10 protein-coding genes and 4 tRNA genes are annotated in these 12,096 nt (G+C 45.5%); 6 read left to right on the forward strand and 8 right to left on the reverse strand.

Features of this window, described 5'->3' with window-relative positions:
• Positions 1–107: 107 nt before the first annotated feature.
• The 6 genes from ACRRS1_RS16030 to dnaQ all read right to left on the reverse strand — a co-directional run bounded on the left by ACRRS1_RS16030 (position 108) and on the right by dnaQ (position 2,613).
• Positions 108–184, reverse strand: a tRNA-Asp gene (locus ACRRS1_RS16030).
• A gap of 39 nt (positions 185–223) precedes the next feature.
• Positions 224–300: transfer RNA gene (locus ACRRS1_RS16035), tRNA-Asp, on the reverse strand.
• Between the two features lie 23 nt (positions 301–323).
• Positions 324–400 (reverse strand) — tRNA-Asp (locus ACRRS1_RS16040).
• Positions 401–432: 32 nt separating this feature from the next.
• Positions 433–509 (reverse strand) — tRNA-Asp (locus ACRRS1_RS16045).
• Between the two features lie 125 nt (positions 510–634).
• On the reverse strand, positions 635–1,885 hold the full coding sequence (locus ACRRS1_RS16050; RefSeq protein WP_432452196.1) for a TIGR03503 family protein: 1,251 nt from the start codon (positions 1,883–1,885) through the stop codon (positions 635–637).
• Positions 1,882–2,613, reverse strand: coding sequence for a DNA polymerase III subunit epsilon (gene dnaQ, locus ACRRS1_RS16055; RefSeq protein ID WP_432456154.1), 732 nt, complete (start codon positions 2,611–2,613; stop codon positions 1,882–1,884). The genes ACRRS1_RS16050 and dnaQ overlap by 4 nt, the downstream gene beginning before the upstream one ends.
• Positions 2,614–2,718: 105 nt before the next feature.
• Here dnaQ and rnhA point away from each other — a divergent pair, with 105 nt between their 5' ends.
• On the forward strand, positions 2,719–3,228 hold the full coding sequence (rnhA, locus tag ACRRS1_RS16060; protein WP_432452195.1) for a ribonuclease HI: 510 nt from the start codon (positions 2,719–2,721) through the stop codon (positions 3,226–3,228).
• Here the strand turns inward: rnhA and ACRRS1_RS16065 are convergent.
• Positions 3,188–3,904: a class I SAM-dependent methyltransferase gene (locus ACRRS1_RS16065; protein ID WP_432459858.1), complete on the reverse strand. Its 717-nt coding sequence runs from the start codon at positions 3,902–3,904 to the stop codon at positions 3,188–3,190. The two genes, rnhA and ACRRS1_RS16065, sit on opposite strands and share 41 nt — an antisense overlap.
• A 71-nt stretch (positions 3,905–3,975) precedes the next feature.
• Between ACRRS1_RS16065 and gloB the strand changes: the two genes are divergently transcribed.
• Both gloB and ACRRS1_RS16075 read left to right on the forward strand, forming a co-directional pair.
• On the forward strand, positions 3,976–4,746 hold the full coding sequence (gene gloB, locus ACRRS1_RS16070; protein WP_432452193.1) for a hydroxyacylglutathione hydrolase: 771 nt from the start codon (positions 3,976–3,978) through the stop codon (positions 4,744–4,746).
• A gap of 60 nt (positions 4,747–4,806) precedes the next feature.
• Positions 4,807–6,405 (forward strand): LysM peptidoglycan-binding domain-containing protein, encoded by a 1,599-nt coding sequence (locus ACRRS1_RS16075; RefSeq protein ID WP_432452192.1) that lies wholly within the window; start codon positions 4,807–4,809, stop codon positions 6,403–6,405.
• On the opposite strand, the gene ACRRS1_RS16080 is transcribed toward ACRRS1_RS16075, so the two are convergent.
• A complete protein-coding gene (locus tag ACRRS1_RS16080) occupies positions 6,380–7,273 on the reverse strand; it encodes an endonuclease/exonuclease/phosphatase family protein (RefSeq protein ID WP_432467397.1) in 894 nt (297 codons plus the stop codon). The two genes, ACRRS1_RS16075 and ACRRS1_RS16080, sit on opposite strands and share 26 nt — an antisense overlap.
• A gap of 111 nt (positions 7,274–7,384) precedes the next feature.
• Between ACRRS1_RS16080 and ACRRS1_RS16085 the strand changes: the two genes are divergently transcribed.
• The 3 genes from ACRRS1_RS16085 (at position 7,385) to ACRRS1_RS16095 (ending at position 12,054) form a co-directional block, all read left to right on the forward strand.
• Positions 7,385–8,254 (forward strand): patatin-like phospholipase family protein, encoded by an 870-nt coding sequence (locus ACRRS1_RS16085; protein WP_432452190.1) that lies wholly within the window; start codon positions 7,385–7,387, stop codon positions 8,252–8,254.
• Positions 8,255–8,361: 107 nt separating this feature from the next.
• Positions 8,362–10,023 carry a methyl-accepting chemotaxis protein gene (locus tag ACRRS1_RS16090; protein WP_432452189.1) on the forward strand — a complete coding sequence of 554 codons (1,662 nt, stop codon included), beginning with the start codon at positions 8,362–8,364 and terminating at the stop codon, positions 10,021–10,023.
• Between the two features lie 369 nt (positions 10,024–10,392).
• Entirely contained in the window at positions 10,393–12,054 is a 1,662-nt protein-coding gene (locus ACRRS1_RS16095) for a methyl-accepting chemotaxis protein (protein ID WP_432452188.1), read from the forward strand.
• Positions 12,055–12,096 lie beyond the last annotated feature (42 nt).

Below are 12,096 nucleotides of genomic sequence, written 5' to 3' on the forward strand. Positions count from 1 at the left end.
GATGGCCCTCATCGATGATTGTGATGACTGCACGATCCACAATCTGAGCATGCACTGAAATAACAGACAAAAAAAAACCTCATCTAGATGAGGCTCTTGTTTAGTAGTGGCGGAGTGGACGGGACTCGAACCCGCGACCCCCGGCGTGACAGGCCGGTATTCTAACCAACTGAACTACCACTCCGCATATACTAAAAGTCACATGGTATTACTCATTCAATGCTGGCGGAGTGGACGGGACTCGAACCCGCGACCCCCGGCGTGACAGGCCGGTATTCTAACCAACTGAACTACCACTCCTACGCATTAAATTGTTTCGTCGTTGGCGGAGTGGACGGGACTCGAACCCGCGACCCCCGGCGTGACAGGCCGGTATTCTAACCAACTGAACTACCACTCCGCAACATCGAAACATGCACACAGAAACAGACTTGGCGGAGTGGACGGGACTCGAACCCGCGACCCCCGGCGTGACAGGCCGGTATTCTAACCAACTGAACTACCACTCCGCAGAACCATCTCGTCTGGTGCGGCGCAGATAATACGGTTATGGCTATGGTGAGTCAACAAAGAATTGTCTTATTTCTTTAAAAACCCACTTAAGCGCCGATGTTTTAGCCAATGCACTCAAAAATCACTCAGAAGGTATCTTTAAATCACTTGAGTCTTCCATTTTAGGCTCTACTTCAGGTGTTGCTGGCGGCGCATCTCGCGCTTGTTTTAAGGCTGCAGCAAATGCCTTACGTTTACGCCACCAAATTACCAGGAAGATGACCCCTGCGAAAAGTGCAAAACCTAATATGCCTAACAAGATAATCAACCACAAAGGCGTTGGTGGTTCAGGAATCACTACTTTTTCAACCACTGGCGGTGGCGGCGGTGGCGGCGGTGGCAAAATTACAAAATCTTCTTCCGGTAACTCAATCACCAGTTCCCGGTTTTGTAAAGTCGTTGCCAACAAAGTTCCACTGACTCGATAACGGCCCTGCGACGCAGGGGTCGGTAAATCGATGGTGAATTCGTGAGTATCGGCATAAGCCTGAAAGTCTTGCTGCCAACCAACGTTATTAAATACCTTTCCTGTAATCACCACAGTTTCTGGTCTCAATTCATCGGCATCTATCACTAAGGCCATACGAGCCTGACGCTGCTCATCTTTAGGTGAAAGGACTCGAATCGCTACCGGGTTTGGATAAATCAACACTGATGTGGATTGTGCTCGAGTAAAAATTTGGTTTAAAGTACTGACGATCATTTGGTATTTGCCAGGCTGGGTATCTAAACTCACATAAGTCGTAAATACGCCATCATTGGCAACCTCATCATAGTTTTTACCATCATCGGCAAACTTACCCAAACTTTCCTGCCTAACCTGTAGGGTTTGATCATCCAATAGCTGTTCATGGCTTAAAGCCACATCAAGGATCGCATCTTTAAGCATCACCCCCAAATCGATCCGCTCTCCTTTATTCATTAAGCGAGAACGGATCCGTAAACGTTCACCGCGATAAAGCTGATGAGGAATGGGGTCAGTCACCATCTCTACATCACTGAGAATACGAACTCGGTTACGGCCTTTATTTTCAGCTACTGCCTGCCATGGCCCGCGCATTGGCTTTTCGATGGTGACAATGTCTAATTCATCGGTTTCTAACCAGCTCACATTGCTCGGTAATTGCCAAGCGTAAATTTTACTACCATCGGGCCGGACCAAGATCGCCGCAGGTGAGCCTGGTGAGCGATAAAGCAAAAAGGTCACCTTATCGATGCTTTCATCGAGCCGAAAACGATTATCGATTAACGGAATATCTCGATTCTCAAAAATCGTACTGGCCTGTAAGGGTAAAACTAGCCAAAGCAATAACCACAAAAATTTTTTTATCATTGAGATGAGTCGCGCCAGCGGCACTGACCTCCTTTCTTTTCGACTAAGTCTAATCGTTGTTGGTGACTCTGCAGCTCTTGTTCAGTCGCGAATACAACTTTTAAGGGCGTGCGCTCTGCGCTAATGGGCCTCACGCCCAAACCATCACCGCTCCCCTTTTGTTTCAAGTTCAGCTTATTTTGCCCACCGGTCATCTTTAAGAAGACATCGGCTAACAATTCCGCATCCAGTAAAGCGCCGTGATAAGTTCGTGACGAGCGATCGACCCCATAGTAATCACTCAAGGAATCCAAGTTCTTTCGTGATGGAAGTGGCTTATTGCCAGCTAACTGGATCTCACGTTTATTGTATTCTCCACGACGAGCCACCAACAATGAATCGGTGATAGTACAAATATCGGCACAATTTGGCAGCGCTTTAATCAAGCCTCGAGACATCATGGAAAACTCATGATCAAGGAAGCTTATATCGAAGTTTGCGTTGTGCGCCACCAACTCAGCACCGCGAATAAATTCAATAAAATCTGCAGCGATCTCGCGAAACAAAGGCTTATCGGCAACAAACTCATCAGTGATGCCGTGAACCTGAATCGCTTCAGGATCGATCAGCTGCTCAGGATTGATATAAACATGGAATGTATTTCCGGTAAATTTTCGGTCAATCACTTCCACACAACCAATTTCAATCACTCGATGGCCCTGATAAATAGGACCGCCACTATCATTCATCCCAGTGGTTTCTGTATCAAATATAACTAAGCGATGGTTCTTCGATTGGTTCACAACAGCTCCTATGCGACACTAAGCAGATATATATTCTAGTTTAACAAAGATATGGTAAAAGAAGTTCACTTGTTTACCGATGGCTCCTGCTTAGGTAATCCAGGCCCTGGCGGCTATGCCGCGCTATTGATTTATCAACAGCATCAAAAAGAATTAAGCCAAGGTTATCGGCTTACCACCAATAATCGCATGGAAATGCTCGCAGCCATTGTCGGTTTAGAAAGTCTACGGCAGAGTTGCAAGGTGATACTAACCACCGATAGCCAATATCTGCGCCAAGGCATTACACAATGGATCCATCATTGGAAAAAGCGCGGCTGGAAGACGGCAAGCCAACAAGCGGTCAAAAATGTCGACCTATGGCAACGCTTAGATAAAGTCAGCCAAATCCACCAGATAGAGTGGCGCTGGGTGAAAGGGCATGCAGGGCATATTGAAAATGAACGAGTCGACCAACTCGCGCGCAGTGCTGCCACTGCACAAACGCTACAAATAGATTGCGACTACGAACAATCACAGCCTATCCCCCCACCGACGAAGTCACCGGGATCCGTCGTTTAACTCGCCAAGCTTTTTTAATCGGTGTTAAGGGGGCCCGACGTTTTCGAGCGACAATGAAATAGGCCGATGCTGTGGCACGAAAATAGCGTTTTCCCCAGCGCTCAAACCATTGCGGTGCAGGTCTGCTATTCACAAAAGAAGTATACCCAAAACGCTCATCATTAAGCACTTCAAAACCCAGTAAATTAAGCCAATCTTTTACCCTTGCTGGTGTAAACATACGGCACGACCAAGGGAGTCCTCGCCGCCTAAACGGAAAGTAACGCCTTAGCCCCAATAAACTAAAAGGATTAAATCCACTAATAATCAGATAGCCATCGGCAGTTAAGACTCGCTCAACTTCACGTAATACTTGGTGGGGATCTTTCGAAAAATCGAGGCTGTGGGCCAACAAGCAAAGATCTAAACTGCTTTCTTGAAAAGGCAACTGTTCAGGCTCTGCCCTCAAACCAATTAAATGACCGCGTTTTGCCACATTCAGTTGATGGCGGATCATCGAAGCATGACAGTTAAGTTGCGCGCTCAGATTTCCTAATTTTAGTAGATGATAGCCAAATACCGCAGGTAAATATTGATCAAGCAAACTTTGCTGTTGATCCATCAACCAATCACCTAAGGGCAGTTCCTGCCAAAAGTCGGGGCTGTCAATTACGTCACGAATTTTCGCGGGCTTCATCAATTCCTCATACCAATCTACTGCAGTTAAGGCAATAATGCGTCATCGACTTTAACGACAGAGATAGCATAATGCAAATCATCCATATTCCAGCATTCAGCGATAACTATATTTGGTTAATCAAAGAACCCAATAGTGATGCCTGTACGGTTGTCGACCCAGGCGATGCGGAACCAGTACTGCAACGTTTAGCGGAAATAAATGGCCGCCTGAGTAACATCCTCATTACCCATCATCATCATGATCATATTGGCGGCGTCAATCAACTTCTCAAGCATTTCCCAGAAGCACAAGTATTTGCACCGAATAACGCCAAATATCAATTTGCTCACACCATCGTCACAGATGCCATGACAATCCACCCCACAGGCTTGTCGCAGTCATTCACGGTTGTTGAATTACCAGGCCATACTTTAGACCACGTAGCCTACCAATGTAATCAGCATATTTTTGTTGGAGACACTTTATTTTCAGCCGGTTGCGGTCGATTGTTTGAAGGCAGCGCCGAACAAATGCATCACTCACTAAATAAATTAAAAGCTTTGGATCCGCAAACCTTATTGTATGCCGCCCATGAATACACCCAAGCCAATTTGCAGTTTGCTTTAAAGGTTGAACCCGATAATAAGCGATTAATCACATACCAACAAGAAGTTAGTAAACAGCGACAAATGGGCTTACCAACCCTGCCCACAACGCTTGAACAACAACTAGCGATCAACCCTTTTCTACGCTGTGAGCAAACTAGCATTAGCAGCGCCGTAAGCTTAGCGCAGATGCAAGCACTCACCAATGAAGTGGCGGTGTTTACCAGTTTAAGATCATGGAAAGATCGCTTCTGACTTGCTAATTCATCTAGACCTAAATACCATTGTCAGCTATTTGAAACGAACGGATCACTCATGAAAGCGCTCATCATTAGCCTTTTTTCTTTATTATTGGGCGCTTGCCAACTTATTACACCTAGTTCCGACAACGGTATAGCACAGCAACCAGGCGCTGATACTCGGTCCGAATCAACTTCGCAAGCGTCAGAAATTGATAGGCCTTCGAGTGAAAGCTTAATCGCACCACAAATCGCAGCAGCGGCTGAACCAGTGGTACCGATAGTATATGATGATTTATGGCAACGAATTGAACAACAATTCGAGCTTCCACTACCACAAAAAAATAAGCGCCTACAAGCCCAGCTCAATTGGTTTTTAAAACACCCAGATTACATGGCTCGGGTATCCAAACGTGCAGCCCCTTACCTGTACTTCATTGTAGAAGAAATCGAACGCCGAGACATGCCGCTAGAATTAGCGCTATTACCCATTGTCGAGAGCGCATTTCAGCCCTTCGCATACTCGCATGGCCGCGCTTCTGGTATTTGGCAAATTATTCCCGGCACCGGGACTCGCTTTGGCCTTGAGCAAAATTGGTGGTATGACGGACGGCGAGATATTTATGCCTCAACCCGTGCCGCGCTTGATTATCTCGAGTATTTAAACAAGTTTTTTGATGGTGATTGGCTACATGCTTTAGCGGCATATAACTCCGGTGAAGGTCGAGTACAGCGGGCGATTAGAGCCAATAAAAAGAAAGGCAAACCAACCGACTTTTGGTCTTTAGACTTACCCAGAGAAACCCGTGCTTACGTTCCAAAATTATTAGCACTGAGTCAACTATTACAACATCGTATCGAGTATAAGATAGACGTGCCCGCCATCAGCAATAAACCCTACTTCAGCCAAGTCGATACCCACAGTCAAATTGATCTCGCACTCGCCGCCGAGTTAGCAGATATCAAACTGCAACAACTTCACCAACTCAATCCAGCATTTAATCGCTGGGCCACAGCACCTAATGGCCCACACTATTTATTAATACCAAAAAAGAAAGCGGCTAATTTTGAATTCGCGCTTGCCTCTTTAACCAAACAAGACCGCATGCAATGGGCTCGCTACAAGGTTAAATCTGGCGACAGTTTGAGTGTCATCGCTAAACGTTATAATACGACGAGCAAACAGATCAAAGAATTAAACAAACTCAGCAGCAATAAGATCAAAACGGGTCAGCACCTATTAGTCCCGGTATCATCACGTAAACAAAGCGCTTATACACTCAGTCAAACGCAACGCTTAGCCAGTAAACAAAAAACACCGCATGGCGATATCAAACTAAGCTATCGCGTAAAATCAGGTGACAGTTTTTGGAGTATTGCCAAAGCCCACCAAGTCAACCATCGTGACATCGCGAGCTGGAATGGTATGGCCCCTAGCGATATGCTAAAACCAGGTCAAAAACTGATAATTTGGCAAAAAACTAAACTAAGTGACCAACGGATCCAAACCATCACCTATCAAGTGCGAAACGGTGATTCCTTATCACGGATCGCCCAAAAATTTAAGGTCTCGGTATCAGACTTGCTCAAGTGGAATAAACTCAACAAAAATAATTATTTAAAGCCAGGGCAAAAACTAAAGTTATATATTAACGTAGCTGAAGTGAGTGCTTAGTAAAACTAAACTTTGCCCATAATGCGTTGTGATCAGAAGCATCGCTCACGATACTTTTACTCTGATCAAGCTTAAGCCCTCGGTAAAAGATATGATCTAAGGCCTGACCATAAAAGCGACTCCGCTGATCGGGCCTAAAAATTACTTCATTCAACTGATATTGATGCGCGAGTTGCTTCAGCAGGGTTAAACGTTCGGAACTCCAAGTATTAAAGTCTCCGGCTAAAATCATTGGCCCCTCATAGCTGGCTAACCAAATATTAAGTTGTTGTAATTGTTCACGGTAATCCTGTTCGCCCCAAGTAAAATTAATGCTATGGATATTCACTAACAGCAAATCTTTGCCCTGCCAATGATAATGCTGAATCAAAGCAGATTTCGGTACTCTTATCCATGGCTCAGCTCTCAGTACAACACAACTATCTAAGCTCGCCTGCTTGGCTAGGTTCATGACACCAAACCCATCGCCGAGCCACTCAAAGGCGATTGCCTGATAACGATACCACTGTTGCCGATCGGGCCAAAGCCTCATTTGTTTACGGCTCGCTTCCTGTAATAAGATGAAATCCGCTTGCTGACTCAGCTGACTCAGCGTAGCCAACCAGGAGTGCTGCTGCCCTTTATAACTATTCCAAACCAATAAATAAAATGACGTTTTATTGGGAGGCCTTGGCGCAAATTCAGCGGAAGCAGCTGTATATTCTAAGCTTTGATTTTCACAGCCAGTCCATAAGGCTTGAGCTTCGATAGAGCAGAACAGCAAAATCACAGTAAAACACCGAATCACGGTAGCAAACCAGAAAGTCTTCAATTTGTTCGGCGATTTGTGCAGCATAACTTCTTTGTTGAGTTCATCATTGGTGGTCATATAATGCCCTTGAATTCCATCAAACTTGTGGGCCTTTACGCTAAAAAGAAAGTCTAGCGATATCAGAAATATGCGACATACTTTAGCTATCATCTGCCAAGGAAGATCCGAATGCAATCAGCAAAACCGAAGATCTTAGTCCCAATATTTGCCGGAGGTGGGACTCGCTTACCCGCCCATATTGGCATTCTGGCGGCCCTAAAAGAACTGAATGTCCAGTTTTCGCATATTGTCGGAGTATCAGGCGGCAGTATCATCAGCGCCTTATTTGCCAGCGGCATGACAATTGAACAGATTAAGGCTATCGCACTAGACACCGATTTTGAACAATTTAAGGGATTCTCACTACTGAGCTTATTACGTAACGGTGGATTGTGCTCAGGAGACAAATTTGAAGCTTGGATAGATGATTTACTCGGCGGAGTCACCTTTGAGGAGCTCCCCGTGAAACTACACGTGGTAGCCACCGATGTTCGTTCCGGTTCACCGGTCGTGTTCGACGCGATTCAAACTCCCAAAGAAAAAGTATCTCGAGCGGTGCGATTTTCTATGTCGATCCCCCTTATCTTCTCTTTTAAGCCCTATCGAGAACACCTAATGGTCGATGGAAGTATCCTATCCGAAGACGCTTTACATCAAGACTGGGCGACCGACGGGACGCCAGTGATCTGTTTTCGCTTACGTGGAGACAATGACATCAAACCCCTGCAAACCAACGGTATATTTCCTCTAGCGGCTTATATTTCACTGCTTATTCGAACCTTCATGACCACCATTTCCCGCGAATATGTCAATGAGAAATTTTGGCATCGAACTATCGTAGTCAATACCGGAAATACCTCACCAGTAGACTTTCACCTTACCGATGAAGCCAAACTCAAGCTATTTGATAGTGGCTATCAAACTGCAATTCAAATCGTACCGACCAAGATTTGGCATCAACAATGCCCACTCCCCCAAACCCAACATAACCACGACTAGCTCAAACTTTCCAAAAAAATACACTTTATTAACATTCACTTAACTTTGGCTGTAATCTAAAAGCTACACTAGAATACAAAGTTGTATCAACAAAAGAGAGCAGCATTATGTCACTCACCATCAAACATCGGTTAATATTCTTAGCCCTCGCGCCAGTGCTTATCTTGGCCACCAGCATGCTCGCGTTGACCATTTCTGAAACGCAAAAACTCAGTCTCGCTCAATCGGTTGCCACTAAACAAAGTATGCTGCAAATGAAAAAAGCTGAGCTCAAGTCCTATATGGATATGAGTTATTCTGCCATCGCCGAAATATACGAAAATGGAGGAACGCTCGAACAGGCTTTACCAATCCTGAAACGCCTTGAATATAGTAACAGTGGTTATATTTTCGGCTATACCAACCAAGGTGTTCGCGTGTTCATGGGCGGGGTGGATAAAGGGATCGGGGATAACTTTTGGGATCTGCAAGACAAACAAGGACAATACTTAATTCAAGGCCTGATTAAAGCATCAAAAAAAGGCGAGTTTTATACTTACTATTTTCCCAAACCGGGAAGTGATATCGCCCAGCCCAAACTAAGCTACGCCATTTATCTTGAGCGTTGGCAATTAATGCTTGGTACCGGTTTTTATACCGATGATGTTGATGCGGTTGTTTCCCAATTACAACAACAAGCAGAACAAAGCCTAAAATCTTCCATTACTTTTATAACAATTACTGCATTGATCTTATTAGGTCTAGCGCTACTGATTGGCTATCTTGTCAATCGGAGCATCATGACCCCACTACAAGACCTCAATCACTCCTTTAAAAAACTCGCCAGTGGCGATGCCGACTTAAGTGCTCGCCTGGAAACACACTACGTGCATGAGTTTGGTCAATTAGCAACCAACTTCAACGCTTTCATGTCTTTATTACATGAAATTATTAACATGGTTGGCAAAGTCGCCCGTGATGTCGCAGGAGAAACAACCTCTATGTCCAAGCGTGCAAATTCCGTTGACCAATTGTTAACAGAGCAGCGTGAAGAAACTGAACAAGTGGCCACTGCAATGACCGAAATGACCGCTTCTGCACACGATGTCTCAGACAATGCCACCCAGGCGGCAAGCTCAGCCCATCAAGCGGATGTTAACGCAGAGCAAGCAATGAACACGGTTGGTAGTGCGGTAGTAACGGTAAAAGACCTGGCAGAAGAAATTGCCCAAGCCAGTGAGGTCATCAGTAAACTCGAAGGTGATGTACAAAATATTTCTTCAGCCTTAAGCGTAATTCAAGCGATTGCCGAACAAACCAACCTACTCGCTCTCAATGCAGCGATTGAAGCCGCGCGAGCTGGCGAACAAGGCCGAGGGTTTGCCGTTGTTGCCGATGAAGTCCGCCAGCTTGCCAGTCGCACCCAACAAAGCACCGGCGAGATCCACACCATGATCGAACGTTTAAAAAATGGCTCTGATGCCGCGGTTACGGCCATGGACACGAGCCAACAACGTAGTACTGAAGCCGTCACTGGTGCCGATGCTGCCAATAATGCATTACTCTTGATTAAACAATCCATTCAACACATCATGGATATGAATGCATTGATCGCAACTGCCACCGATGAACAAAGCCACGTAGGGCAAGAAATATCACAACGCATCGTACATATCGCCGATAAATCCAGCCAGTCGACAGCACTCGCTCAAGAAAACCGCAGTGGTAGCAGCAAATTAAAACAACGAGCGGAACAATTAGAAACCTTAGTAAATCGCTTCACCTTATAAAAACTACAAACCCATATGTTTAACCCTAAAGATTGAGGAACGAAGCTAAGCACAACAGAACTAGAGACTTTCCAAGGCCAATATATCGACCTTGGAAAACTCATCTCATAAATAGCCAAATAGAGCTATGAACTCCATTTGGCTATCCATGAGATGAAAATAAACACAAGTTATCGATCCCCCCAAGAAAACTCAGAGTCATGCCATCATCTAGCAACAGTTAATTATAAAACAAACAGTAAATATATCCGTTATTTATACTACAAAAGCCTAACATAGCTGCCGATAAATCGATTATGCTGGCATTAATCCGTAATCTAAATAACTCATCATTAAAACATCAAGTTGAGAACCAGGAAGGATCCACGTATGTCTCTAACTATCCGCCAACGTTTATCGGTGTTAGCTCTAGCGCCGGTGTTACTCTTAGCTGCGAGTATGTTGTTACTCACTTATCACGAAACCCAGAAACTAAACCAATCTCAAAGCATTGAAACCGAGGCCAGCTTAATTGAGATGAAAAAGGAAGAGCTCAAAGCCTACCTCGATCTCAGCTACTCAGCAATCGTTCACATCTACGAACAGGGGGGGAGCTTGGAGCAAGCCGCGCCTATCCTAAGAAATATAAAATTTGGCAAAAACGGCTACTTATTTGCCTACGATTCAAAAGGCAAGCGCTGGGTACTCGGACAGAGTGATAAAGGACTCGGTGATAACTTTTGGAACTTGCAAGATAAAAAGGGCCAATACTTCATCCAAGGTCTAATAAAAGCTGCCAGACGTGGCGAGTTCTATACCTATTACTTTCCAAAGCCTGGTAGTGATGTTGCTCAACCGAAGCTTAGCTATGCCATCTACCTTGAGCGCTGGGATCTAACCATCGGAACTGGTTTTTATACGGATGATGTGGATACGCTCATCTCAAGCTTAAAAGAACACTCCGAACAAAGCCTACAATCATCGATGTTATTTATCAGCTTAATCGGCCTGGCCTTGCTGATCGTTGCGACAGTAATTGGGTATGTAATCAACCAAAGTATCATGGCACCTTTACAAGCCTTAAATCAGTCCTTCGCTAAGTTAGCCAGTGGTGACGCCGACCTAAGTGCTCGCCTAGAAACCGATTACGTCCACGAATTTGGTCAATTGGCAACGAACTTCAATTCCTTTATCGCGTTATTGCATGAGATTATCGGCATGGTTGGAAAGGTCGCGCATGATGTCGCCACAGAGACCGCCTCAATGTCTCAACGAGCCAGCTCAGTTGACCAACTACTAGTTGAACAGCGTGAAGAAACCGAACAAGTCGCTACCGCGATGACCGAAATGACAGCCTCAGCCCATGATGTCTCCGATAACGCAAACCAAGCGGCACACTCAGCTCAAGAAGTCGACAGCAATGCCGAACAGGCGATGAACACCGTTGGTAGTGCCGTCACCACCGTACAGTCACTCGCCGATGAAATCGCCCAAGCCAGTGAGGTGATTAGTAAACTCGAAGGTGATGTACAAAATATTTCTTCGGCCTTAAGCGTAATTCAAGGGATCGCCGAACAAACCAACTTACTCGCCTTAAATGCAGCGATTGAAGCCGCGCGAGCCGGTGAGCAAGGCCGAGGATTTGCGGTGGTTGCCGATGAAGTCCGCCAGCTTGCCAGCCGCACTCAACAAAGCACTGGCGAGATCCACACCATGATCGAACGTTTAAAAAATGGCTCCGATGCCGCAGTTTCTGCCATGGACAGTAGCCAACAACGCAGTACTGAAGCGGTGAGTGGTGCCAATGCTGCCAGCGATGCACTGCAATTAATTAAACAATCGATCCAGCACATCATGGATATGAATGCACTTATCGCAACCGCCACCGATCAACAGAGTCATGTCGGACACGAAATATCACAACGGGTCGTGCAAATTGCCGACCAATCCAGCGAGTCTGCTACTTTGGCCCAAGAAAATCGCAGCAGCGGTCTCAACCTGAAACAACGCGCCGAAGAACTCGAAGCACTCGTGAAACGCTTTACTTTATAAGCCACTCGCTTAAGGCAAGCCAATCGCGACATAAAAAAGCCA

Origin of the sequence: Agarivorans sp. Z349TD_8, assembly GCF_050870825.2 — a bacterium.
Lineage (GTDB): Bacteria > Pseudomonadota > Gammaproteobacteria > Enterobacterales > Celerinatantimonadaceae > Agarivorans.

What these genes read in the sequence shown, in the direction of transcription:
- ACRRS1_RS16050 (WP_432452196.1), bottom strand. Translation starts at nt 1,885, where the DNA reads ATGATAAAAAAATTTTTGTGGTTATTGCTTTGGCTAGTTTTACCCTTA.
- dnaQ (WP_432456154.1), bottom strand. Translation starts at nt 2,613, where the DNA reads ATGAATGATAGTGGCGGTCCTATTTATCAGGGCCATCGAGTGATTGAA.
- rnhA (WP_432452195.1), top strand. Translation starts at nt 2,719, where the DNA reads ATGGTAAAAGAAGTTCACTTGTTTACCGATGGCTCCTGCTTAGGTAAT.
- ACRRS1_RS16065 (WP_432459858.1), bottom strand. Translation starts at nt 3,904, where the DNA reads ATGAAGCCCGCGAAAATTCGTGACGTAATTGACAGCCCCGACTTTTGG.
- gloB (WP_432452193.1), top strand. Translation starts at nt 3,976, where the DNA reads ATGCAAATCATCCATATTCCAGCATTCAGCGATAACTATATTTGGTTA.
- ACRRS1_RS16075 (WP_432452192.1), top strand. Translation starts at nt 4,807, where the DNA reads ATGAAAGCGCTCATCATTAGCCTTTTTTCTTTATTATTGGGCGCTTGC.
- ACRRS1_RS16080 (WP_432467397.1), bottom strand. Translation starts at nt 7,273, where the DNA reads ATGACCACCAATGATGAACTCAACAAAGAAGTTATGCTGCACAAATCG.
- ACRRS1_RS16085 (WP_432452190.1), top strand. Translation starts at nt 7,385, where the DNA reads ATGCAATCAGCAAAACCGAAGATCTTAGTCCCAATATTTGCCGGAGGT.
- ACRRS1_RS16090 (WP_432452189.1), top strand. Translation starts at nt 8,362, where the DNA reads ATGTCACTCACCATCAAACATCGGTTAATATTCTTAGCCCTCGCGCCA.
- ACRRS1_RS16095 (WP_432452188.1), top strand. Translation starts at nt 10,393, where the DNA reads ATGTCTCTAACTATCCGCCAACGTTTATCGGTGTTAGCTCTAGCGCCG.